The organism is Myxococcus sp. SDU36, from assembly GCF_030168875.1.
GTDB classification, from domain to species: domain Bacteria; phylum Myxococcota; class Myxococcia; order Myxococcales; family Myxococcaceae; genus Myxococcus; species Myxococcus vastator.
Map to the genome: position 1 here is coordinate 2862487 of NZ_CP077414.1, position 23338 is coordinate 2885824.

The 23338-nt window shown below is 70.2% G+C and carries 22 protein-coding genes; 11 read left to right on the forward strand and 11 right to left on the reverse strand.

Features of this window, described 5'->3' with window-relative positions:
- Positions 1-93: 93 nt before the first annotated feature.
- Both folP and KGD87_RS11075 read right to left on the reverse strand, forming a co-directional pair.
- Positions 94-1326 carry a dihydropteroate synthase gene (gene folP, locus KGD87_RS11070; RefSeq protein WP_284667424.1) on the reverse strand — a complete coding sequence of 411 codons (1233 nt, stop codon included), beginning with the start codon at positions 1324-1326 and terminating at the stop codon, positions 94-96.
- A gap of 86 nt (positions 1327-1412) precedes the next feature.
- Positions 1413-1961, reverse strand: a complete 549-nt coding sequence (locus KGD87_RS11075; protein WP_284667425.1) for a YceI family protein — start codon at positions 1959-1961, stop codon at positions 1413-1415.
- A gap of 134 nt (positions 1962-2095) precedes the next feature.
- Between KGD87_RS11075 and KGD87_RS11080 the strand changes: the two genes are divergently transcribed.
- The 3 genes from KGD87_RS11080 to KGD87_RS11090 all read left to right on the forward strand — a co-directional run bounded on the left by KGD87_RS11080 (position 2096) and on the right by KGD87_RS11090 (position 4760).
- The gene (locus tag KGD87_RS11080) at positions 2096-2977 is read left to right on the forward strand and encodes a LysR family transcriptional regulator (protein ID WP_284667426.1); all 882 of its coding nucleotides are present in this window, start codon (positions 2096-2098) and stop codon (positions 2975-2977) included.
- Between the two features lie 128 nt (positions 2978-3105).
- Complete coding sequence (locus KGD87_RS11085) at positions 3106-3801, forward strand: pirin family protein (RefSeq protein WP_284667427.1); 696 nt, start codon at positions 3106-3108, stop codon at positions 3799-3801.
- 32 nt (positions 3802-3833) lie between these two features.
- The gene (locus KGD87_RS11090) at positions 3834-4760 is read left to right on the forward strand and encodes a pirin family protein (RefSeq protein WP_284667428.1); all 927 of its coding nucleotides are present in this window, start codon (positions 3834-3836) and stop codon (positions 4758-4760) included.
- Between the two features lie 91 nt (positions 4761-4851).
- On the opposite strand, the gene ftsH is transcribed toward KGD87_RS11090, so the two are convergent.
- Positions 4852-6768 (reverse strand): ATP-dependent zinc metalloprotease FtsH, encoded by a 1917-nt coding sequence (gene ftsH / locus KGD87_RS11095; protein WP_284667429.1) that lies wholly within the window; start codon positions 6766-6768, stop codon positions 4852-4854.
- A gap of 180 nt (positions 6769-6948) precedes the next feature.
- Positions 6949-8220 (reverse strand): tRNA lysidine(34) synthetase TilS, encoded by a 1272-nt coding sequence (gene tilS / locus KGD87_RS11100; protein ID WP_502888017.1) that lies wholly within the window; start codon positions 8218-8220, stop codon positions 6949-6951.
- 539 nt (positions 8221-8759) lie between these two features.
- Here tilS and KGD87_RS11105 point away from each other — a divergent pair.
- Positions 8760-8963 (forward strand): TIGR04563 family protein, encoded by a 204-nt coding sequence (locus KGD87_RS11105; protein WP_002638649.1) that lies wholly within the window; start codon positions 8760-8762, stop codon positions 8961-8963.
- A gap of 6 nt (positions 8964-8969) precedes the next feature.
- A complete protein-coding gene (locus tag KGD87_RS11110; RefSeq protein ID WP_284667431.1) occupies positions 8970-9230 on the forward strand; it encodes a TIGR04563 family protein in 261 nt (86 codons plus the stop codon).
- A gap of 36 nt (positions 9231-9266) precedes the next feature.
- On the opposite strand, the gene KGD87_RS11115 is transcribed toward KGD87_RS11110, so the two are convergent.
- Positions 9267-10109 carry a 5'-nucleotidase C-terminal domain-containing protein gene (locus KGD87_RS11115; protein WP_284667432.1) on the reverse strand — a complete coding sequence of 281 codons (843 nt, stop codon included), beginning with the start codon at positions 10107-10109 and terminating at the stop codon, positions 9267-9269.
- Positions 10109-12865, reverse strand: coding sequence for a TonB-dependent receptor plug domain-containing protein (locus KGD87_RS11120; RefSeq protein WP_350102024.1), 2757 nt, complete (start codon positions 12863-12865; stop codon positions 10109-10111). The genes KGD87_RS11115 and KGD87_RS11120 overlap by 1 nt, the downstream gene beginning before the upstream one ends.
- Before the next feature lie 114 nt (positions 12866-12979).
- Between KGD87_RS11120 and KGD87_RS11125 the strand changes: the two genes are divergently transcribed.
- A complete protein-coding gene (locus KGD87_RS11125; protein ID WP_284667434.1) occupies positions 12980-14521 on the forward strand; it encodes a ChaN family lipoprotein in 1542 nt (513 codons plus the stop codon).
- Between the two features lie 6 nt (positions 14522-14527).
- On the opposite strand, the gene KGD87_RS11130 is transcribed toward KGD87_RS11125, so the two are convergent.
- The 4 genes from KGD87_RS11130 to KGD87_RS11145 form a co-directional block, all read right to left on the reverse strand.
- Positions 14528-15448, reverse strand: coding sequence for a hypothetical protein (locus tag KGD87_RS11130; protein ID WP_284667435.1), 921 nt, complete (start codon positions 15446-15448; stop codon positions 14528-14530).
- Between the two features lie 79 nt (positions 15449-15527).
- Complete coding sequence (locus tag KGD87_RS11135) at positions 15528-15929, reverse strand: hypothetical protein (protein WP_284667436.1); 402 nt, start codon at positions 15927-15929, stop codon at positions 15528-15530.
- A gap of 104 nt (positions 15930-16033) precedes the next feature.
- Positions 16034-16825, reverse strand: coding sequence for a class I SAM-dependent methyltransferase (locus tag KGD87_RS11140; protein ID WP_284667437.1), 792 nt, complete (start codon positions 16823-16825; stop codon positions 16034-16036).
- Positions 16815-17591: an SDR family NAD(P)-dependent oxidoreductase gene (locus tag KGD87_RS11145; protein ID WP_284667438.1), complete on the reverse strand. Its 777-nt coding sequence runs from the start codon at positions 17589-17591 to the stop codon at positions 16815-16817. Before KGD87_RS11145 ends, KGD87_RS11140 begins: the two co-directional genes overlap by 11 nt.
- A 241-nt stretch (positions 17592-17832) precedes the next feature.
- Between KGD87_RS11145 and KGD87_RS11150 the strand changes: the two genes are divergently transcribed.
- Positions 17833-19002 carry a serine/threonine-protein kinase gene (locus KGD87_RS11150; RefSeq protein WP_284667439.1) on the forward strand — a complete coding sequence of 390 codons (1170 nt, stop codon included), beginning with the start codon at positions 17833-17835 and terminating at the stop codon, positions 19000-19002.
- Between the two features lie 15 nt (positions 19003-19017).
- Here the strand turns inward: KGD87_RS11150 and KGD87_RS11155 are convergent, their stop codons facing one another.
- The gene (locus KGD87_RS11155) at positions 19018-19356 is read right to left on the reverse strand and encodes a helix-turn-helix domain-containing protein (RefSeq protein WP_284667440.1); all 339 of its coding nucleotides are present in this window, start codon (positions 19354-19356) and stop codon (positions 19018-19020) included.
- Between the two features lie 173 nt (positions 19357-19529).
- Between KGD87_RS11155 and KGD87_RS11160 the strand changes: the two genes are divergently transcribed.
- The 4 genes from KGD87_RS11160 to KGD87_RS11175 all read left to right on the forward strand — a co-directional run bounded on the left by KGD87_RS11160 (position 19530) and on the right by KGD87_RS11175 (position 23314).
- Positions 19530-21365 carry a serine/threonine-protein kinase gene (locus tag KGD87_RS11160; RefSeq protein ID WP_284667441.1) on the forward strand — a complete coding sequence of 612 codons (1836 nt, stop codon included), beginning with the start codon at positions 19530-19532 and terminating at the stop codon, positions 21363-21365.
- 47 nt (positions 21366-21412) lie between these two features.
- A complete protein-coding gene (locus KGD87_RS11165) occupies positions 21413-22315 on the forward strand; it encodes a DUF2381 family protein (RefSeq protein WP_284667442.1) in 903 nt (300 codons plus the stop codon).
- 171 nt (positions 22316-22486) lie between these two features.
- Entirely contained in the window at positions 22487-22924 is a 438-nt protein-coding gene (locus KGD87_RS11170; protein ID WP_284668615.1) for a hypothetical protein, read from the forward strand.
- A 3-nt stretch (positions 22925-22927) separates the two neighbouring features.
- On the forward strand, positions 22928-23314 hold the full coding sequence (locus KGD87_RS11175) for a DUSAM domain-containing protein (protein ID WP_284667443.1): 387 nt from the start codon (positions 22928-22930) through the stop codon (positions 23312-23314).
- Positions 23315-23338: the final 24 nt, after the last annotated feature.

Sequence of the window (23338 nt, forward strand, 5' to 3'; positions counted from 1 at the left end):
CGAACCGTCGCCGTCCATACACGGCGGCTCGGGGAGCGGCCAGCGGAAGGTGAAGGTTCCGGCCACGGGCTGAGGGCTGTAAGCCACACCTTGTTACCGGGCGTAGAGCGTCCCTCCGTCCTCGGCCCTCCGGATGGCGTCCGCGACGGCCAGCGCGTCCCGGGCCTCCACCACGTCATGGACGCGGACCACGTCGGCCCCACCCAGCGCGGCCATGGAGGCCACCGAGCCCAGCGTCGCCGCCAGCCGTTCGGAGGCCGGCTTGCCGCCCGCCAGCCGGCCGAGGAAGCCCTTGCGACTCGTGCCCACCAGCAACGGCAGCCCCAGGACGCGCAGCTCCTGGAGGCGGCGCAGCAGGAAGAGGTTGTGCTCGAACGTCTTGCCGAAGCCGATGCCCGGGTCCACCAGGATGCGCTCGCGGGGGATGCCCGCCGCGCCAGCCCGGGCGACGGCGGCCTCCAGGAAGCCCAGCACGTCCTCCACGACGTCGTCGTAGCGCGGCGCCCGCTGCATCGTGGCTGGAGTGCCCTGGATGTGCATCAGGCAGCACGCGGCGCCGGCCTCGGCCACCACGCGGGGCAGGTCGGCATCGGCGCTGAAGCCGGTGATGTCGTTGATGAGGTGCGCGCCGGCCTTCAGCGCCTCGCGCGCCACCGCGGCCTTGGTGGTGTCCACCGAGAGCGGCACGGACGTCCGCGCGCGCAGGCCCTCGATGACGGGAACGACGCGGGCCACCTCGTCCTCGGCGCTGACGGGCAACGAGCCTGGCCGGGTGGACTCACCGCCCACGTCGAGCAGGTCGGCCCCCGCTTCCGCCAGGGCGAGCCCATGGGCGATGGCGGCCTCCGGGTCGAGGAAGCGCCCACCGTCCGAGAAGCTGTCCGGCGTCACGTTCACCACGCCCATGACGTAGGCGCGCGCGCCCCACTCGAAGCGCTTGTCCCCCAGCACCAGCGCCGGTGGCACGGTGCCCGAGGCCAACGCGGCAGCCACGGCCTTGGACAACGCCGGCAGCTCGTCGCGGCCTCCGCGAGCCAGGGCCACCAACAGCCGGAACTGTTCGGCGTGCCCCGACAGCATGCCCGTTCCAGGCCGTACCCCGGCCTCCCCTTCGAGCCAGGTGGGCAACTCCGCCGGAGCGTCAGAAAGAGTCTGCAACCTCTGGAGGAAGTGCAGCGCCTGCGTCCCCAGCCCCGTGAGGAGCAGCCGCGTGTGAGGGAGCGACTCCCGGAGCGCCGCCTGCGAGGTGGGGGCCAGCCCCATCCGCCGGAAGGCGAGGACCAGGTCTTCGGGGTGCTCGGCGGTGACGAGGCGGGCGCGAATCATCGGGAACTCCAGGAAGGGGGCCGCGCCCCGCCGCCAGGACGGGACGCGCCTGCCTACCCTACCGCTCCGGCGCGCGCCCGGGTGGCTCAGGCGGCCTGCTCGGCCTGCGCCTTCACGGCCTGGACCTCGATGGTGATTTCAATCTTCTCGCCGACGAGCACGCCGCCCGTCTCCAGCGCCTGGTTCCACGTCAGGCCGAAGTCGCGGCGGTCCACCGACGTCTTCGCCTCGAACGCGGCCTTGACGTTGCCCCACGGGTCCTTGCCCACGCCGAGCTGCTCGGCGTCCAGCACCACCTCGCGGGTGATGTCGCGGAGGGTCAGGTGGCCCGTCACCTTCAGCCCGTCGCCGGACGCCTTCTCCACCTTCGTGCTCTTGAACGTGATGGTGGGGAACTTCTCCACGTCGAAGAAGTCCGGCGAGCGCAGGTGGTTGTCACGCTGCTCGACGCCGGAGTCGATGCTGGCCGTCTCGATGGTGACGGCGACGGAGGACTTCGTGACGTCCTGCTCGTCCAGGGAGACGGCGCCGCTGTACTTGCGGAAGCTGCCGCGAACCTTGGCGATGACCATGTGGCGGACGGAGAAGTGGATGCCGGAGTGGGTGGTGTCGATGTTCCAGGTCGTGGTGGCCATGACGTGCCTTCCTTTTCGCGTGAAGCGGTGTGTTCGACGAGGAGGAAGGTAGCGGTGCGCCCCGGGCTTGATTAGATGGGCCAGACTGGAAGAACTGTTCCACCCATGGAACAACGCCCCGGGAGGGACGGGAGATGGACCTCAACGAGTTGCTGGTCTTCGCACGCGTGGTCCAGGCAGGCAGCTTCACCGCCGCGGCGCGTGGATTGCGGATGCCCAAGTCCACGGTGAGCCGGAAGGTGTCGGAATTGGAGACGCGGGTCGGCGCGCAGCTGCTCCAGCGCACCACGCGCAAGCTGCGCCTCACCGACGTGGGCCGGACGTACTACGAGCACTGCGCGCGCATCGTCGCGGAGGCGGAGCAGGCCGAGCTGGCCGTGACGCGGATGCAGGCCGCCCCCCATGGCCTGCTGCGCGTGACGACGCCGCTGACGTTCAGCTTCATCGGGCCGCTGGTGTCCACGTTCATCAAGCAGTACCCCGAGGTCCAGCTCGAGCTGGTGTGCACCGACCGCAATGTGGACCTGATGGCGGAAGGCTTCGACGTGGCGATTCGCGCCGGACGACTGGCGGACTCGTCACTCATGGCGCGGCGCCTGGGCAGCGTGGAGCGCGTCGTCGTCGCGGCGCCCAGCTACCTCAAGGCGCGCGGTGCGCCCAAGACTCCGAAGGACCTGGAGAAGCATGACTGCCTCCTCTTCGGCGCGGGCCTGGAGAACAACGTCTGGACGCTCCACTCCGGCAACCGCTCGGTGGACATCAAGGTGCCCGCCCGAGTCGTCGTGAATGAGCCGGACATGCTCTACGCGGTGGCGCGGGCGGGCTCCGGCATCGCCCTGCTCCCCAACCTCCACTTCACCTCGGAGCTGGCCGCAGGGCGCCTGCAGCGCATCCTGCCGGACTGGAGCTCCCCGGGCACTCCCGTCCACGCCGTCTACCCGAGCACGCGGCACCACGCTCCCAAGGTGATGGCCTTCGTGGGGTGCCTGCGCGAGCACTGGCCCATCCCTGGCTGAACGGGACATTGTTTCATGAGTGGAACGATGCTTCCCATTGTCCATGCCTAGTCCCAGAAGGCCCTCACGCGCATCATGTCTCTCGAAACAGCGGCCGCCATCCAGGCGCCGCCGCGGAAAGGAACGTCATGATTGCCATTCGCCCCTCGGAAGCCCGCGGCCACGCCAACCACGGCTGGCTGGACTCCCACCACACGTTCTCCTTCGCCGGCTACTACGACCCGGACTTCATGGGCTTCCGTGCCCTGCGCGTCATCAACGAGGACCGCGTCGCGCCCCATGAGGGCTTCGGTACGCACCCTCACCGGGACATGGAAATCATCACCTACCCGCTCAGCGGCGCCATTGGCCACCGCGACAGCACGGGCGGAGAGGGCCTGCTGCGCGCCGGTGAAGTCCAGCGGATGACGGCCGGCACGGGGGTGTTGCACAGCGAGATGAACGGCGCGGATGAGCAGCTCCACTTCCTGCAGATCTGGATCATCCCGGACCGCAAGGGCCTGACGCCTGGCTACGAGCAGAAGGCCTTCCCGGAGTCGGAGCGCCAGGGCCGTTGGCGGGTGGTGGCCAGCCCGGACGCCCGGGACGGGAGCCTCACGGTGCACCAGGACGTGGTGCTTCACGCGACGCTGCTGGGCACGGGCGAGCAGGCGACGTACACGCTCGCTCCGGGCCGCCACGCCTGGCTGCAGTTGGCGCGGGGCAAGGCCACGCTCAACGGCGTGGAGTTGAAGGCCGGTGACGGCGTCGCGGTGGCGGACGAGTCGCAGCTCGTCCTCTCCGCCACGGAGCCGGTGGAAGCGCTGCTGTTCGACCTGGCCTGAGGCCACCTCGCGGAACCGAAAGAGAGCACGACATGAGCCGGGACGACTTGAACGCGGAGCAGCTCCCCCCTTCGATGGAGACACTCATCGTCGCGCCCTCGCGCGACCTGGGCGACGGGTTCGAGGTGCGGCGCGCGCTGCCCTCGGCCCGCCGCCGGATGGTGGGGCCCTTCGTCTTTCTGGACCAGATGGGCCCCGCCGGCTTCCAACCCGGCCACGGCCTGGATGTGCGGCCCCATCCGCACATCGGGCTGGCCACCGTCACCTACCTCTTCGACGGTGAAGTCATGCACCGGGACAGCCTGGGCACGGCGCAGCCCATCCGCCCCGGCGCGGTGAACTGGATGACGGCGGGCAACGGCATCGTCCACTCGGAGCGCACCGGCCCCGGCCCACGCGCCGCGGGCAGCAAGCTCTTTGGCATGCAGGCGTGGGTGGCGCTGCCCAAGCGCCACGAGGAGACGGCCCCGGCCTTCGTCCACCACCCCGAGGAGCAGATGCCCTGCCACGAGGGTGAGGGCGCGCGGATGCGCGTCATCACCGGCACCGTGCACGGCCAGCGCTCGCCGGTGCAGACGCTGTCGGACATGTTCTACGCGGACGTGGCGCTGGAGGCCGGCGCGCGCTTCGTGGTTCCGGCCGAGCACGAGGAGCGGGCGATGTACCTCGTCCAGGGCACCGTGGAGGTGGACGGCATGGCCTTCGAGCCGGGAGAGCTGCTCGTCTTCCGGCCCGGCGCCGCCGTCACCCTCCACGCCACCGCGGCGGCGCGGCTGCTGGTGCTCGGCGGGGAGCCCATGGACGGGCCGCGCTACATTTTCTGGAACTTCGTCTCCAGCTCGAAGGAGCGGCTGGAGCAGGCCAAGGAGGACTGGAAGGCCGGCCGCTTCGCCGCCGTCCCGGACGAGACGGAGTTCATCCCCCTCCCCGAGGCGCCCGCCCCGGTGCGCTACCCGTAGTCGCGCGGGAGCCCGCAATGCAGAAGGCCCTTCCCAGCAGCGTGGGAAGGGCCTTCTTCATTTCAGCGCAACCGCTGGAAGCGCGTGAGGCTCAGGCCTTCTTCGGCTCCATCGCGGGCAGGCCCTCGAGCGCGTCGAGGATCTTCCGCTTGTCCTTCTTCTCCGTCGCCTTCGGGGGCGCATTCACGCGCGGGGGCGGCCGCTCACGGGTCAACTGCCCACCCTGGAGGAGGATGTTGACGTCCTCGGCGTCCAGCGTCTCGTACTCCACCAGCGCGTCCGTCACGCGGCGCAGGGCCTCGATGTTCTCCGTCAGCAGCTGCTTGCCGCGCTCGTAGCAGCCCACGACGATGCTGCGGACCTCGGAGTCAATCTGCCGGGCGGTGTCCTCGGAGTAGTCCTTGGACGAGTTGAAGTCGCGGCCCAGGAACACCTCACCGTCGCTCTTGCCGAACGCCAGGGGCCCCAGCTTCTCGCTCATGCCCCAGCGGCACACCATGGCGCGGGCCGTCTCGGTGGCACGCTCGATGTCGTTGGCCGCGCCGCTGCTCATCTCGTTGAACATGAGCTCTTCGGCGATGCGGCCGCCCATGGCCATGGAGATCTGGTCCAGCATCTGCTTCTTGTAGCCGTTGACCTTGTCCTCGGTGGGCAGGCTCCAGGTGACGCCCAGGGCCTGGCCGCGCGGGATGATGGTGACCTTGTGGAGCGGGTCGCAGCCCGGGAGGAGCTTGGCCAGCAGCGCGTGGCCCGCCTCGTGGGTGGCGGTGTTCCGCGTCTCCTTCTCGGTCATGATCATGGAGCGCCGCTCGGGGCCCATGAAGACCTTGTCCTTGGCGGCCTCGAAATCGCTCAGGTCCACGCGCTCCTTGTTCTGCCGCGCGGCCATCAGCGCCGACTCGTTGACGAGGTTCTCCAGGTCCGCGCCCGTCATGCCCGGCGTCCCGCGGGCGATGACCTCCAGGTCCACTTCCGGCGCCAGCGGCACGCGGCGGGTGTGCACCTTCAGCACGCCCAGGCGGCCCTTCACGTCGGGGCGCGGCACCACGATGCGCCGGTCGAAGCGGCCGGGACGCTGGAGCGCCGGATCCAACACGTCCGGACGGTTGGTGGCGGCAATCAGGATGACGCCGTCGTTGGACTCGAAGCCGTCCATCTCCACCAGGAGCTGGTTGAGCGTCTGCTCGCGCTCGTCGTGTCCACCGCCCAGGCCCGCGCCACGGTGACGGCCCACGGCGTCGATTTCGTCGATGAAGATGATGCAGGGGGCGTTCTTCTTGCCCTGCTCGAAGAGGTCACGGACGCGGCTGGCGCCGACGCCCACGAACATCTCCACGAAGTCCGAGCCGGAGATGGAGAAGAACGGCACGCCGGCCTCGCCGGCCACCGCGCGGGCGAGCAGCGTCTTGCCCGTTCCCGGCGAGCCCATCATCAGCACGCCCTTGGGAATGCGGCCGCCCAGCTTGGTGAACTTCTTCGGATCCTTGAGGAAGGCGACAATCTCCTCGAGCTCTTCCTTGCACTCGTCCGCGCCGGCCACGTCCGCGAAGGTGACCTTGTTGTGGCTCTCGTTGAGGAGCTTGGCCTTCGACTTGCCGAACGTCATGGCCTTGCCGCTGCCACCCTGCAGCTGGCGCATGAAGAAGATGAAGAACAGGAACAGGAAGACGACCGGCATCCACTGACCGAGGATGGTCAGCCAGAGGCTGTTCTGCTCCTCCCGCTCGTACTTCACGTCCACGCCATTGCCGCGGAGCTGGTTCAGCATGGCCGCATCCGGCGCCGGCCCCGTCGTACGGAACTTCTCCGACGTGTCGGTGAACTTGCCGGAATAGGTGTTGCCCTTGACGGCAACCTCCTTGACCTTCTTCTCCTCCACCTTCGTCAGCAACTGGGTGAAGGACGGTTCCTGGACCTGGTCGTTGCCCTGGGAGAAGAAATTGTAGAAGGCGACGAAGAGGACGATCAGGATGACCCAGAGCCCGATGGTCTTGTAAGTCGAACGCACGTGTCAGCTGCCCTTTCGGAACTCGGCGGGATGAGGGCCGCGCTGGGAAGAACCCCAGCTTTATCCATCACTTGGCCGACACCAGGCGAGCTACCCAGCGGCGGACCGTATCAGCAACAGTAAAAAGCCCTCAACTATTTAGGGGGCCGCGCCCATCCCCCGAACTGCGACTCTGCCACTCTATAACGCCGCGGTCCGCTGAATGCTCGAACCGGGGGGAACCGCCCAGAGGTACTCCCTGGCGGCCGCACGCGGAGCCACCGGTGGCCAGAGGCCGGGGAGCCACAACACCTGCCCCTCGGCGTCCGCCACCACGGGCCGCGTGTCCCGCGCTTCCGCGGGCACTCGAAGATCCACCAACACATCCTGAAGCTTTCGTTGTCCCACGACTGTGCGTACCCGGTCCCCGGGGCGGCGTGTCCGCACGGTCAGCGGCCAGCGCGTCCCGTCCCCGAGCGCCAGCCCGAGCACCCCCATGGGTGGAGGTGCGGACTCGACGGAAAAATTCCAGCCCGTCCCCACGAGCGAGCCCCGCGCGCCCGCGTGCGCCAGCCGCAGCTCGGCGGGTGGAGGGGACGGCACCCGCCGCACGCAGCGCACCCGCCCGCTGGTGGCACGCAGCACGTGGCCCCGCCCCACCGTGGCCGAGCCGCCCTGGTCCACCGCGCGCTGCACGCGGGCCAGCGTGGCCTCATCCACCGCGGCCTCCGCGCTGGACACCAGCCGGGCGAGCACCCGCCGGCGCAGCGCGGGCGCCAGCGCCCGCACGCCCACCGCATCCAGGGCGCCATCCTCCAGGCGTAGCCGCGCGAAGGCCGCGTCCGCCATGGACGCCAGCAGTGATTCGTCCTCCGCGGCCACCCGCGCGAAGGCGGCCAGGTGCCTCTCCACCGCGAAGCCGGCGGCGCGCGACAGGGCGGGGAGCACGCCCAGGCGAACGCGCGTCCGGAAGTGGACAGGGTCGGCGTTCATCGGGTCTGTCGTATAGGAGACACCCTGCTCCATCAGGAAGGCCACCACGTCTTCGCGCGTGCACGTCAGCAGAGGCCGCACCAGCCCGGGGCGCGCTTCATGGATGCCCACCGCGCCGCGAAGCGCGGTGCCGCGCGCCAGGCGCATGAGCAGCGTCTCCGCCTGGTCCGAGGCGGTATGCGCGGTGGCCACGACGCCCAGGCCCCGCTCACGGCGGAGCGCCTCCAGCGCCGCGTAGCGGGCCTCCCGCGCGCGCGCCTCGATGCCAGCCCCCGGACGCAGCCGCAGCGCCTGGACATGGCAGGGCAGCCCCCGCGCGGCCGCCAGGACGGACACCCGGCGGGCCTCCTCCGCCGCTTCGGGACGCAGGCCGTGGTCCAGCGAGGCCACCTCCACGCGCAGCCGGAGCGGCCCGGCGACGAGCGCGGTGCCCACCAGCAGCGCCGTGGAGTCCGCGCCGCCGGAAACTGCGAGCAGCACCGAACCTCCCTCCAGTCCCAGCCGGGTGTACGCCGCGCGAAGTGTCGTCGTCAGCAGCGGTGTGGCGGAATCGTGACGGGGCATCGGACCGCGGTGGAATGGAGTGTCGGGTGCGCGGGTTACAGGAACACGTGCGGTTGAAGGCAGGGGGGCAGATTCTTATGATCGTCACAACATCGAATCAGCGGAGCGGCGGTAGCGGAAATACACGCGGCCGCGCGCGCTGTTCTGGGAACAGTCGAATTTCGAGCTGTTGGACCTAGGGGTCCCCCCCCTCCCCCTCTGGGTCCACGGGTCCGCCCGGAGATTTTCTCCAGGCGGTCCCTCTTTCCGAAGCGCCCTGGACTTCCCCGTGGAGTCCGGGGCGTTTCCTTTTTCGCGCACGGTTGCACAGCTTACGTGCAACTGGACGAGCAAGGGGGTGAAGCGTGCGACCTCGGAATGAGTCCTTGGAAACCGTTGACCCTCTTGGGAGTCTGTCGGATAACGGCCCAGGTGTGTTCAGGTCGTCACCCCGAATCCGCCCCGGAGACCCAAGTATGGCAGGCACCGACAAGCGCAAGCAGTCGCTGTACTTCCCCGAGGAGATGCTGAAGGAGATCCAGGAAGAGGCGACCCGCCAGGACCGCTCCCTGTCCTGGGTCGTGCAGCAGGCGTGGAAGATCGCCCGCGAGCGCATCAAGTCGTTCCCCGCCGTGAATGACGTGACTGGCGACGAGCGCCAGGACCCTCGGGAGGAGTAACGACGGATGGCTACGACGGACCATCGTAAACAGAGTCTCTATTTCCCCGAGGACATGCTGGAGGAGATCCAGCGTGAGGCGACGCGGCAGGACCGCTCGCTGTCCTGGATTGTCCAGCAGGCGTGGAAGGTGGCACGCGGGGACATCCGGAAGATGCCGTCGGTCAACGACGTCCTCAGCCCGCCTCCTCGTCCCGCGGCCCCCGCGCCCGCCCCCGCTCAGCCGGTGACGGCCGTGGCGGCGGCGCCCTCCGAAGAGCCCAAGTAGTTCCGGAGGGCCGGCTCCACGCCCGGCTCCCCACCCTCACCTGCCCGCGGGCCTCGCGGGCAGGGCGCAATTCTGGAAGACGACCCGCGACTCCTCGCGCAGCGCCTGCACGGGCGTTGGGTGCCGGGCCTTCATGTACGCCGACGCGAGGTTGGCTTCCGTCCCGCGCAGCTTGCGCGCCTGCACCGGGTTGCGGTCCGGGTTCTGTCCCGCGTTGCCCAGCGCCGCGCCGTAGCCGTCTCCCCCGTCCAGGAGGTACGCGTTCATGGCCACGCGGTAGCGGATGGACGCGTCCTCGCGCGCGGGCAGCGCCACGGGCACCCCACCCACCGTCAGCTCGCGCACGCGCGCGCCTTCCGGCTGGGCGCAGTCCACGCGCAGCGAGCTGCCCTCCGACACGTGGAGGAAGGCGCCGGAGGGTGAGGCGATGCTCTGCCCTGCCGTGTACAGCGAGCCCACGGACAGCTCCATCATGTCCACGAGCTCCTTCTCCGTGAGGTCCACCGTCACGACGAGGTTCTCGAAGAGGAGGAGCTCGTGCAGCACGCCGTCGGTGAGCGCGCCCTGGCGCAGCGAGGTCCGCGTGACGCACAGGCCCTCCTGGCGCAGCGAGCCGCCGTTGACGACACCCAGCACCGCGGGGCGCGTGGAGTCATCCTCCGCGTGGAGGAGCGCATCCGCGACGAGCTGGCCCAGCGCATTGTTGTCGTGCCGGGTGTAGACCTTGTCGAGCAGCACCTCGTGGGCCAGGTAGCCCACGACGGCGTCGGGGTCCTCCACCAGGGGCTGGCACGAGTCGTTGTAGGCGATGCAGCCGCCGTGGAAGGCGCCCACCAGGGCGAAGGTGAGCGCGGCGAAGCGGGAGCGGGAGCGCGGCATCAGTAGTGGGCCCTCACGGTGAGGAATCCGGACATGCCCTCGCGCGGCAGCAGCCCGGGGACGCGGTCCGGACGGGGCACGTCGTCGCGAAGGTCATTGTCGAACAGGTTGTGCGCCACCAGGGCCACCTCGAAGTGCTCCAGGATGGGCTCGGTGCGCAGCTGCGCGGTGATGAGGCTGTAGGACGGAATCTTGTAGCGGCGGATGAGCTCCAGCACGGAGCGGCTGTTGTTGCGCCGCTCCGCGCCCGTGCGCACCACCACGTCGAAGTTCACATAGGCGCCAATGGGCATCGACACCCCGGCGTTGAAGCGCGCCTGCGGCGTGTCGGTGAGCAGGCGGGACTGGGTGGGCAGCTCCAGGTCCTCCGCGCGGGAGATGCTGGCGTTGAGCCACGCATACGCGCGCTTGGAGGCCTCCAGGCGGGCCTCGCCCTCCACGCCGTACACCCGCACGCCCAGCTCGCGGTTGCGCAGCGGGACGATGTTGCCGGACGTGTCCACGGGGACGATGGGCGAGCCGAAGAACGCCACGTACGCGTTGGCGCGCAGCCGCACCCGCGCGTCCCCCGCCGCCTGGACGAGGTCCGCGCCCAGCTCGAAGGTGTCCACCGTGGCGGGCTGGAGGCGCGGGTTGCCCTCGAAGCGGCCCTGGTTGTAATTCGTGTCCGGGATGCGCTCGACCAGCTCCTGCAGCGTGGGGGCGCGGAAGGCACGCCCGTAGAGGGCCTTGAGCACCAGCGAGTCGGTGGCCGCGAACACCAGTCCCACGCGCGGATTGAGGGTGGGCACGAAGCGGGTGCCGTTGATGGCGCCGGACGCGTCCACCGTGGGCAACTGGGTGGCGTCCATGCGCACGCCGAACGTGAGCGTGAGCGCGTTGACGACGGTCCACTGGTCCTGCGCGAAGAGCCCCACGTTGAGGCGGCGGGACGCGGCGCCGCTCGTCAGGTCCACCAGGCCCTCCGGCCGCGCCAGGCCGTCCGGACGCACCTGGGCGTCCAGGGTGTAGTTCGTCATGTAGTCGTATTTGCCCAGCGACTGCTGCTCCACCACCGCGCCCAGGGAGAGGCGGTTGTAGGCGCCCAGGGCAACGTCCGCGTCCACGGAGCCGGTGAGCGAGCGCACGGAGACGCGCGTCTGCTCCTGCATCCCCTCTTCGAACAGGCGGCTGGTGCCCGTGCCGGTGCTGAACTCGCGAGGGGTGATTTGAAAGAAGCGGTCGGTGGACTGCTGGTCATACGCGGCCCGCGCGCGGAGGTTCACGTCGGGTCCGAAGGCGCGCTCCCAGGTCAGGTCCGCGAGGAAGACGTTCCAGCCCAGCCTGGAGTCCTCGCCCACCGTGTCGAAGAGGCCCACCAGGGCGCTGCGGCGCTCGGTGAGGAAGCGCGCGGAGGCCCCCAGGAGGCCCGCGTCGCCCATGGCGTAGGTGGCGCCCGCGCCCGCGTTGAAGAGGAAGCGCTCGTCGCGGGTGCGCCCCGCGGGGTCCGTCACGTCACGCAGGCCCTGCGAGCGCGACTCGTCGTCCAGGCCGTCGTTCTCGATGACGGTGGAGTCACCGGCCTGGCTCCACAGGTCCACGTCCGCGAAGACGCGCAGGTTTCCGGCGGTGTGCCCCGCGGAGAGGTGACCGTTGCCCGTGACGGCGAGCCGGTCATCCTGGCCCGGGTAGCCGCCGACGGACACGGCCGTGCGGACGCCGTCCGACGTGTCCGTGACGATGTTGACCACGCCCAGGAAGGCACCGGCGCCATAGAGGGCGGAGCCAGGGCCGCGGATGACCTCCACCCGCTCCAGGTTCTCCACCGGCAGGTTCATCAGCGCCTTGCCGTCGAAGAAGCTGTTGAGGCGGTGGCCATTGAGGAGGAAGAGCACCTCCGCGTCGTTGCGCAGGCCGCGGATGGCGGTGCGGTGGAAGCCCTGCACGTCCCGGCTGACCGACAGGCCGGGCACCACGTCCAGGACGTCCGCCACGGTGCGCGCGCCCAGGGAGCGCAGCTGCTGCTGACTGAACGAGGCGCCAATGGCGGGCACCGTCCGCACCGCCGCCTCGTGGCGCGTGGCCAGGGCCAGCGTGTCCTCGGCGCTGTAGAGGGCCAGGTCCTCCTCCAGCTCGGAGCGGGCGGGCGCCGGCTCACGCGACGCGGGCGCCTCGGAGGTCCGGGACGGCCGTGCCGACGACGCCTCCGTGGGCGCATCCGCGGGAAGGTCCGCCGTGAGCGCGGCCATGGAGTCGTCCTGCGGAGCCGGCGCCTGCGCGCGCGAACGCTCGGGCGGAGGCGTGCGCTCGGGCGGAGCGGCGCGCGGCGGCGTCCGGCCTGGCGGGGGGCGGCGCGTGGGGGGCGGCGTGGACCGGACGATGGACGCACTGGCCGGCGTCTCGCCGCCCACGAGCACGCGCACGGGACGCGAGGCGGACTGGAAGAGCGGCACGCGCTGGCCATCCGCGGTGAGGCCCTCGACGTAGTACTCGATGCCGGGCGGGACGACGTGCTCCGCGGGAATCACGGCCCGGTACAGGTCGCCGTACTCCCGCTCCATGGGCCGTCGGGCGTAGGGCTCGCCTGGGCCCCGGTAGCGCACGTACAGCTCGAGGACGCGGCGGCCTTCCACCAGCGTGCCGTCGAGCTGCAACGCGACGCGCGGCTCGGCGCGCTCCGGCGGGGAATGCAAGAGACCTGGTTCCTCGGCGCGGCCGGGCACCGCCATGATGAGGACCAGGCTGAGGAGGGTCGCGCGAGCGTGTGCGGGCTTCAAGGCTGAGCGCCATGCTCCATGGACCTTCCGTCCCAGTCAAGGAACGCACCCGACACCCGGGCGCGCCGTTTTTTTGCCGGGCCCTCGGTGGCGTGCGAGGGATTGCGGCACTCCATGCGCGATTCGCTCGCCTTGCACCTCGCCCTGTTCCGACGCCAGCGCGCGCAGATTGCCCGAGTGGTTGACGGACAGACGGCCTCATTCCGAACCTACGAAGCCCGCTTCCGGCGGCGCACCTCCGGCTACCGGAGCGTCACGACGCTGCCCGCCGTGTACCAACAGGTACAGGCGGCGGACGTCGTCTACGTCGGCGACTACCACACGCTCCCGCTCGCGCAGGAGACGTACCTCGCACTGGTGGAGCGGGCGCGGGCGTCGGGCCGCCGCGTCATCATGGCGCTGGAGTCCGTGGAGGGCCGTCACCAGGCTACCGTGGATGCCTGGCGCGCTGGCCGCGTCACGGAGCGCTCCCTGCTGGCGAAGCTGGGACACGGCGCGGGGGTGTGGTCCAACACGCGCGCCCTGCTCTCCTTCGCGCGCAAGCAGAAGCTGGAGGTGGTGGGCATCGACCGCCGGGCGCAGGGTGAGCGCTCGCTGGAGCTTCGGGACGCCTACGCCGCCGAACGCATCGCCCGCGCCGCCCGCGCGCCGGACCGGCCGCTGGTCATGGTGCTGGTGGGCCAGTACCACGTGGCGCCCTGCCACCTGCCCGCGCAGGTGGAGCGCGCGCTCGGCGCGGAGACGCGCAAGGGGTTGGTCGTGTACCAGAACGCGGAGGGCGTCTGGTGGCGGCTGGCACGCGAGGGCCGCGTGGGCGCCGCGGAGGCCGTGGAGCTGGCGGACGGCACCCTGTGCCTGATGAACGCCTCGCCCGTGGTGTGCCAGCAGAGCTTCCTGGACTACCTGGAGGCGGAGGCCGGAGATGCCCCGCTGTTGGATCGCGGCGCCGCGGAGCGCTTCCGCGAGATGGCCGCGCTCATCGGCCGGCTCGCCGGCGTGCCCGTGGGCCGCTCGTTGGACACGGTGGACGTGGCCACCGCCGCGGACGGCGACGTCCTGGCGCGAATCCAGCGGCGCGGACGCTTCACCCAGGCCGAGCTGACCCAGCTTCGCCGCCACATCCTCTCCCGCGAGAGCAGCTACATCCCCCGCGCGCGGGTGGCCTACCTGGCGTCGCTGTCGCTGAACCACGCGGCGGAGGAAGCGGCGCACTTCGTCCGGCACTGCGCCGTGGGTGACGCCATGGACGCGCCGCGCGGCGCTTCAGAAGCCTTCTACGCGCGCTGTCTGGAAGAGGCGCTGGGCTTCTTCGGTTCGAAGCTGGTGAACCCCCGTCGCGCCTGCCTGGGCGTGGCCGAGTGGGCGCAGCGCTTCGGCGAGAGCCGCGGCGTGGAGCGGCAGATCGCCGCCTTCGTGCTGACCCACAAGGCCACGGAGGCGGAGGCGCCGGAAGAAGCCGTGAAGCTCCTCCCGCTGCGCAAGGACCGGCTGTTCCACGGCGTCAGCCACGCCCTGGGCTATCTGCTCGGAGACCGGCTGTACCAGGCCTTCGACAGTGGCCGGGTGGCCAAGGCGGAGGTGCAGTCCCTGTTCCGCGACCCCTTCGTGGACCCCCGGGCGGCCTACTTCGCCTGGGCCGAACGCCTGGGCAGCTGAACCCGGCTACAGGTCGACCTGTCCCGAGGGAGCCGGTGGCGCGGCGTCCTCCTCCATGTCGAGCGGGCCGAACGTCCCATCCGGCTTCAGCATCCGCTGCCGCTCCGGCGCTTCGCTCAGCACCCGGATGGCTCCATCCGGGGTCAGGAAGTAGGCGATGCGCGACGCGGCGTGGATGACCGTGAGCGCGCCCAGCTCCGGGTAGAGCATCAGCGTCGCCAGCTCCGTCTCCAATGGCCCCCCGAAGAGGACGTGGGAGTGAGCCGAGCCCTGGTACAGCTCGCCGTCCGGCCCCGGCTCCAGGCTGATGGCGAAGACGCTCTTGTGCAGCCGCACCGCCTCCCGCTGGGTGCGCCCGTCGGGGCCGTAGCGGAAACGGATGTCTCCGCCCAGGTAGAAGCGCATGGGGTCCCGTGTGCCCTGGAGGACATAGACGGTGAGGTCTCCATCCTCCTCCACGAAGACCACCGGGTTGATGCTCCCTCGCGCGAAGGCCTCCACCGTGGCCAGCATCGACGACTTCACCGCTCGGGCGACGGGGCTGAAGTCCCCGGGCAGCTCGTTGAGTGGCAGCGGGGCCATCTGCTCCGCGTCGTCACGCGGAGCCTTGAAGGCATAGGCGGGGGTGAAGGTGCCCGCGTCGTCCAGGGTGCCGAAGAGGGAGTACCAGCCGTCTTCGCGAGGCACCGTGAAGAACCACTCCATGCGCGAGCGGTCCAGCGAGTCCTGGATGAGGAGCCGGTCCGTGGCGAAGATGGCGGCGCGCTCCGCATCGAAGAGGTACTTCGCCCGCGTCTGCACCCGGCGCAGCTCCGCGTCATCCGGAACAGCCACCGTGGGCGCTGGGCCCTCGGGCTTCAAGCGGCCCGAGCGCGCGCCGCAACCGAAGAAGAGGACGGCGACGGCCAGCAAGGGGAACACACGCATGAGGACCTCGTCCGCGAAGGCAGGTCCCCGCATTCTGCGCCAGCCGCCCCCGAGGCGTCACGCCGCGTGCGGCACGGGACTACAGCTTCTGCGGCGCGCTCGCCTGCATGGCCGACTTCACCTTCTCGCGGAAGGCGCGCATCTTCGACCGCATCTCGTCCTTCTGCGCGTCGGAGAGCTTGCCGCCCGAGGCTTCACGCTGGGCCTTCATCTCCTCGCGCAGCTGGCGGCCCTCGGCCTTGAACTGGTCGGCCTGGGCCTGGGAGAGCCTCCCTTCGGCCACGGCCTTGTCCATCCGGTGCGCCATGCGGGCCATCTTGTTCCCGTGCTTCTTGCCCTTGTGCCGGTGGTGCCCCCCGTGCCCCTTGCCGTCCGCGGCGGGCGGAGGGGCGGACTCGGGCGCGGCCGTCTGGGCCAGCACGGGCGCGGAGAGGAACAGCGAGGCGACAGCAACGGAACGCAGGGCGGTCATGAGCTTCATCGGGGTTTGCTCCTCGGGGTGACTGAGGCTTCGGGTGCCGGCCTTCCCGTCGCCTCATGCCCTGAAAAACCCCGCGCGGCGCGAAAGGTTAAATCCGCCGCGCCCTACCGCGCCGGGAGCTTCATCGCGCGGGTGGCGATGAAGCCGTTGTAGTACCGCGACAGGGCATCTTCCGGACCGAACGAGTCCTCGAAGAGACCAATGATGGCGAGCCCCGCGTCCGCCTGCCCGCCCAGCTGGTCCTCCAGGGAGTGCCCCACGCAGAGCGGCTCGGTCACATCCGTGAAGCGGCGGCGCTCCTCGTCGGACAGGCTGGTGAAGTCCGAATAGGGCATGCGGTACTTCAACGTGAAGATGCCCTGCTTCTCCAAGGCCAGGTCGAACAGGTAGTTCACGGGGTTGGTGAAGCCGGCCAGCAGCACGCCGCCGGGCCGCAGCACGCGCGCCGCCTCACGCCACACGGGACGCACCGCGTCCACGAAGCAGTTGGAGCACGGGTGGAAGATGAGGTCGAAGCTCGCGTCCTCGAAGGCGGAGAGGTCGCGCATGTCGCCCTCCACCAGCCGGAGCTCCAGGCCCTCGCGCTCCGCCACCAGGCGGTCCTGGCCGAGCTGCGCGGGTGAGTTGTCCAGCACCGACACCCGGGCGCCCGCCGCCGCGAACACCGGCGCCTGCTGTCCACCGGCGCCCGCGAGGCACAGGAGGTCCTTGCCCTGGATGTCACCGAACCACTCGCGCGGCACGGGCTTCGTGGGCGTGAGGACGACGCTCCAGTCGCCCCTGCGCGCGGCGGCGATGACCTCCGGGCTCACGGGGAGCGTCCACTTGTTGCCCGTGGCCACCTGGTGATTCCACGCCTCTCGGTTGTACGTCCGCACGTCCAGTTCAGTCGTCATGCAACACCCTTCCTTCCATTCCGCCGGCGACCGTGACGACTTCACCCGTCACGTGTCCGGAGATTCGGTCCGACGCGAGCGACACCACCGCCCGCGCCACGTCCACGGGCTCGGCCACCTTGCGCAGCGGCATCGTCCGCGTGACGCGCTCGAGGAAGCCCGGCTGGGCCAGCTTGTCGCGGCTGCGGTCCACCGCCGTCCACCCCGGGCACACGACGTTGACGCGGCCCAGGGGCGCGATGCGCCCCAGCTCGTTTTTGAGGCTCTTGAGGAAGCCGCTCGCCAGCGCGCCCTTGGCGGCGGCGTAGTCCGCGTGTCCTGCTTCACCGAACAGCCCCGCGGTGGAGCTGATGATGACGATGTTGCCCGTCTTCGTCGTGGCCACGTGCCGGAGGAAGGCGCGGCAGCACAGGAAGACGCTGTCCAGGTTCTCCGCCAGCGTGCGGCGCCAGCGCGTCAGGGACATCTCCCAGACGGGCTCATCCGGGGCGGGCCAAACGCCCGCGTTGCACACCAGCACGTCCAACCTGCCCAACGCGGCCACCGCCGCGGGCACCAGCGCGTCCACGTCGGCTTCCACCGTCAGGTCCGCGCGCAGCGCGGCGCCACCGACGTCGCGGGCCAGCGCCTGGGCCTTCTCGGTGCTGGAGTGGTAGTGCACCGCCACCTTCGCGCCTTCTTCCGCGAAGTTATGGACCAGGGCGGTGCCGATTCCTCCTGCGCCGCCTGTAATCAGGACGCCTCTGCCCTGCAGCTCCGTGTCCATCCGGGTGTTCTCCTCGGTCGTGCGTTCACGGGGCCGCTTCGGCGGAGTCCCAGGCACACCGGTGGCGTCCGGCGGCTCACGACGAGAGCAGGCCCCGGCGCCTGACAAGAGCCCGCCCGTTGACCTGAAGGCCAGCGGAAAAATCCGGCCGGGCGCTCCTCACCGGGGCCGGCTTCCTTCGCATGCCGGAGTCATGATTATCTATGGCTAACCCTTCCAGGTTCATATCAAGGAGTCGCCCTTGGCCTCTCAGCCCGTCACGACCACCACCCGGGACAAAGCCGCCATCTTCACGTTCGAGCGGCGGCATGTCCTCTTCTCGGTGGAGGACACGCGCTACGAGTTCGTCCGCACGCTGGAGCGCCGAGCCAATGGCGAGGAGCTGCTCCTGGCCGACCGCTACCAGGAGCACGGGCTCGCGGGCCCCGTCGCCATCAAGCGCGTGCGCAGCCCCGCGACCTCCGCGCGCCGGCACCGGCTGGTGGAGGAGGTGCAACTGGCCTACCGCCTCCACCACCCCAACATCGCCCAGGTGCACTACTTCAAGATTCACCGGGGCACGCCGTACATCATCATGGAGCATGTGGACGGGCCGTCGCTGGAGACGGTGCTGAACCTCATCGCCATGCGAGGAAGGGCCGTGTCCCTGGCCTTCGCGCTCCATGTCGCCGCGGAGCTGGCGGATGCCTTGCACCATGCGCACTCGCTCCAGGACGCGCAGGGCCGGTCCCTGGGGCTGATTCATCGCGACGTCAGCCCACGAAACGTGCGGGTGGCGCGCACAGGCGAGGTGAAGCTGACGCACTTTGGCGTCGCCTATTCGCACCTGGTCGGCCGGGAGGAGACGGCGGGGGCGCTGCTCAAGGGGGACGTGGCGTATGCGTCTCCGGAGTACCTCGCGGGCACGGCGCTGACCGCCGCCTCGGACCTCTTCTCGCTGGGGCTGGTGCTGCTGGAGCTGGCCACGGGGCGGCACCTGTTCGCGGCGGCGGCCGAGGCGCTGGGGCCACCTCGCGCCAAGTCACGTGAGCTGCGCCTGGAGGAGCCCCCTTCCCTGCCGCTCACGCAGATGCTGATGCTGCTGGAGGACCATGGCCCCCAGGACGTGGAGCGCGCCGCCGCGAGCCTGCCGCCCGAGGTGCGCGCCGTGCTTCACGGGATGCTGCACAAGGAGGCGCCGAAGCGCTTCGGCTCGGCGGGAGCGCTGTGCGTGGCGCTCAGGGAGTGCCTCATCCAGGAGGTCCGCCGCACCGGTCGCCCCTTCGGCCGGGCCGACCTGGCCGAGGAGCTGACGCGACTCATCAGCGACGCCAGTCCGGTGCGCCACGAGGTCGAGCTGTTCGATGAAAGCCTCTTCCCACCGGGCCTCGAAGCCCACGAGCCACGGGGACGGGGCCCCAGGGGCACCTGACGAAGGACCCTGGCGCTAACGGGACAGGGCGCTCGCCATCACGACGAGCGCTTTGAGCTGCTCTTCGTCCAGCGTCTCCGAGAGCGTCATCAACCGCCGCTGCAGCGCGGACTGCTGCTTCGCGCCCGCGTGGCCCTCCCTGGAGAGGCCCAGGAGTTCATCCGTGGAGGTGCGCAGAACCATGGCCACATGCCGGAGCGTGGACACCCGCGGCAACATCTTTCCCCGCTCCATCCGGCTGTAGACCATGGGGTGCATGTCCAACAGCGCCGCCACTTCCACCTGCGTCAATCCCAGCCGCGCGCGCGCCTCGCGCACGGCCTTTCCAAACGTCGCTCCCAGTTCTTCGTCCATGGCTCGTCCGGGAGCCTAGCCCATTGCGCCCTAAACCCTTGAGGACCATGCCCGGGAAAGCACTTTCATCTTCCCTGTCGGTAGCGAGAACGGCATCCTCCCGGCGGGGTCCTGCTGGCGCCCGGTGACACGTCAGGTTGGACCCGCCGGGCAGGAAGCTCCAGGGAGACGGCATGGCGGAAGCGCAGAGGCGAGACGATTCGCCGGGGGCAGGCATCGCGGGCTTCACCCTGGGCGAGTGGCTGGGCAGCGGCGCATGCGGCAACGTCTACCTCGCGCGGCGCGACGGCGAGGAGGTCGCGCTCAAGCTCCAGGACGTCCACGAGATGGCGGGGTGGTCGACGCGCGAGAGCGCCATCCTCATGCGGCTGCGCCACCCCAACGTGGTGGCCTTTCGCGCCTGCGGGCATGTCCCAGGCGGGGAGCCGCGGTTGTTCTACCTGGCCATGGAGTGCGTGCGCGGAAGGACCCTGCACCAGTGGGTGGAGGAAGAGAACCCCAGTGCGCGCCAGGTGGCACGACTGCTGCGCGGCATGGCCCGGGGCCTGGCGGCCGCGCACAAGGCGGAGGTCGTGCATCGCGACGTCAAGGAGTCCAACGTCATGGTGCGGGAGGCGGACGGTGAGCCCGTCCTGGTGGACTTCGGCGTGGGTGACTTCGCCGGAGCGCCCCGCCTCACCCAGGGCGTCCTGCCGCCGGGCACCCTGCGCTATCGAAGCCCGGAGGCGCTGGCGTTCCGCAGGGCCCACAGCGCGGACACGACCGCGCGATACCGGTGCGGCCCCACGGATGACCTCTACGCGCTCGGCGTCGTCCTCTACTGGATGCTCACCGGCCGTCCCCCGTTCCTGGAGGTGGTAACTCCCACGGAGATCGAGGCCGTCATCTCCGAGGCGCCTCGCCCTCCCCTCGCCATGAACCCGCGCGTGCCCCCGGCGCTGAGCGAGCTGTGCCTGCGGCTCCTGGCCAAGGACCCCGAGGCCCGAGGAAGCGCGGCGGCACTGAGCGAGGAGGTGGAGCAGGTGCTCGCCGCCGTCGACGCGACATGGGACGTCCCCTTGTGCGAGTGGCGGCGGGATGCGGAGACCCCCGAACCTGAGTCCTGGTCCGAGCTCGGCAATGACGCCGCGCTGGAGCTGTGGGCCGAGGCAGGTGACGCTCGCTGGGACTCCCCCAGGCGCGGGCCCCGGCCGGACAAGGCACCGCTGGAGCGGCGTGCCCCCCAGGCCGCGGCGACGCCCGTGCACCGGCGCGCGGCGCGCTGGGCCGTGCTGCTCGCGGGGCTGGCGTGCGCGGTGGGGACGTGGCTCTGGGTGGCGGCCCCCACGCATGGCGGCGTGGGCAACCCCATCCGGGAAGTGGCTTTGCCCGGTGGCCGGCCGGAAAGTGGGCGGGCCGCGTCCCTGCCCAGTCCCGGGCCCACCCTCGCGGCCGTCACCGCCGAGGTGGCGCACCCGAAGAAGGAAGAGCTCCCCGTGAAGCAGATGCCCGACAGCGTGATGATTCCCCCGCAGCGCGCCGCCAGCACGCGGCCACTCAAGGCAGCAGCCCGGACCCTGGTGGCCGTCGCCGCCTGCTCGGGTTTGGGCTGCCCCAGCGGCCCACAGGTGCGGCCTCCGCCTCCGGGCGAGCCCTGCCCGCCCGGCGCGTTGGCGGCCATGAAGCGCGCCGGCATTGAAATCGGGGACGCCACCAGCCTCGCCTTCGTCGACGAAAAGCGCTTCGGCGAGCCTGTCCCCGTCCGCGAGGGCCGTGTCCAGGTCGAGCTTGGACTGCGGTTCGGAACCCTGACCTCAGGCAAGGCCGTGGGCGAACTCATCTTCGCCGACCGCGTCTATGGTCGCTTCACCCAGGCCTACACGCGCGGTGGGGACTTCATCCCCGTGTGCCTGGAGATGGTCGAGCAGCGCGGCGTACGCGGCCTCCGACGGAAGGGCCGCGACCCGGGCCCGGGCGCCGCCACGGTCAGCAACACCGCCCTGCTCTACGCCGTGAATCGCTTCGAATAGTGCCCTCCGCCACCGGCGCGTTCCGCCCACCAGGGAAGTGATTGTCCGTGTCAACGCCACTGCCCATCCTTCTTGCCCTTGCTGTACTGCTGGCGGCGGCGCCCGTGCGCGCCGAGCCCGCCTCCTGCCGAGACCCGGCGGAGCGACCCATTGAGCTGGGCGCGGAGCGGTGCGGACGGCCCCCTGAAATCCGGGTCGGAGAGGGGGTCGCCACGGTGCTGCGCTTCGACACGCCCCTGGCACGCGCGGAGTCGTCCGGACCGGGACGCTACCGGAAGGTGGTGGATGGCGAGCTCCTCATCCTGGTGCCCGAGGAGCCGGTGGCCGACGAGTCCCGCACCACGCTGACCGTCTCCTTCGCGGACGGCGCGGTCCCCACCCAGGCCACGCTCCAACTCGTCGTGGCGACGCCCGCGCGGGCCGAGCGGCAGGTGGAGCTCTTCCGGCGAGCGCGCACGGCCGTGTCTCTCCAGCGGGAGCTACGGGAGACCCACCGGGCGCTTCAAGAGCTGCGAGAGGAGAATGCGCGACTGAAGGCAGCGCAGGCGCGCCCTGACGGGCTGACAGGGCTGTGGGTGAGTGGCGACATGGACCGCACCGGCATCGCCGCAAGAGAGTTTTTGGACGTCCGGGAGCACGCCAGAAACAGCCTGGCGATCCGGTCCGGGCTGACCTTCCGGGCCAAGAGCACTCTGGTGGTGGTGGACCTGAAGAACCCGCTGGGCGCGAAGCCCTGGCAGGCCACCGGCGCGGCCCTGGTGGCTCCGGATGGCGCGGAGTTGAAGGTCGCGCGGGTGTGGGCCCCCACCGCCATCAACCCCGGCGAGGAGATGAGCGTCCTGGTGGAGACCGAGCCCGTTGAAGGCGCGCCGCGAGGCCCCTTCACCCTGACGCTGTGGGCGGAGGGCGGCAAGCGCCCCATCATCCTCGGCAACATCGAGCTCCCGTGAGCTGGCGGAAGGACAGGCGACTCACTCCGCTGCCGACATCGGCAACCCGCGCAATCACAGCTCGGGTATCCACGGGACCGGGGCAGGCCCAACCGAGGGGTCTGGCCCCCCATGGACTACTCATCCAGGGTGATAGACGCATGGAACCGATCCACTACTATTCCGCTTATTATGACAAAGCGGAACAACAAGATCAACCTGTTGTGGCTCTGGGTCGCCCTGTCGTTGGGTTGCACCAGCAGAGCCACCGGCACCGCCGGCCGCCGCGACGCCTATGCGCTGGCAACCTGTACCGACACCGTCACGTGCTGCATCCAGCGCAACCCCAGCATGCCCGAAGCGTGCGGCCTCACCGCGAGCGAAGCCGCCGCGCACATGGCAGGCGTCAAGACGGCCATGGAGGAGATAGCCAAGGAGGAAGACGCGCCCGCCGAATGGGACGACGCGCACAACGCGAGCCTGCCGGAGTGGAAGCGGCGTTGCATCCGCTCCTATGGCGATTGCCAGGAATTCGGCTGGACTGGCTCGTGCCACGACTGCCTTCGCCTCTGCGAGGGACAGCAGGAATGGCCAGAGGACAAGTGCTCTCCGAGCAGGAAGAAGAGGTGACCCATGTCCGAGAAGATTGATTGGGACCCCATCCGCGCATTGGCACGCAGGGTCATCCGAGAAGGGGCTCCGCTCGTCCTAGACGATGATGTGCGTGCACTCCTCCGGCGCACGGCGCGAGAAGTGGGCATTGGCGATGCCAACGCCGAGCAGGCACTTTCAACGGACGAAGGGGCGTTGGAACTCCTCCGTGAGAGTTCGCGGCGCATCACGGATGGGTCCAACAGGCTGATGGACGCGCTGCACAGAATGTATCGCCACCAGAAGGCTGGCGACTTCGACAGCGCCCGCCAGGAAATGCGGGATGTGCTCTCCGTCGAAGTGGTGCCGCACTACCGCGAGGTCGCGGAAGGCCAGCTCGAAGACCTCGAAGATGAGCCCCGAAAGTAACCGTTCACCGGTTGGTGCCTGCCT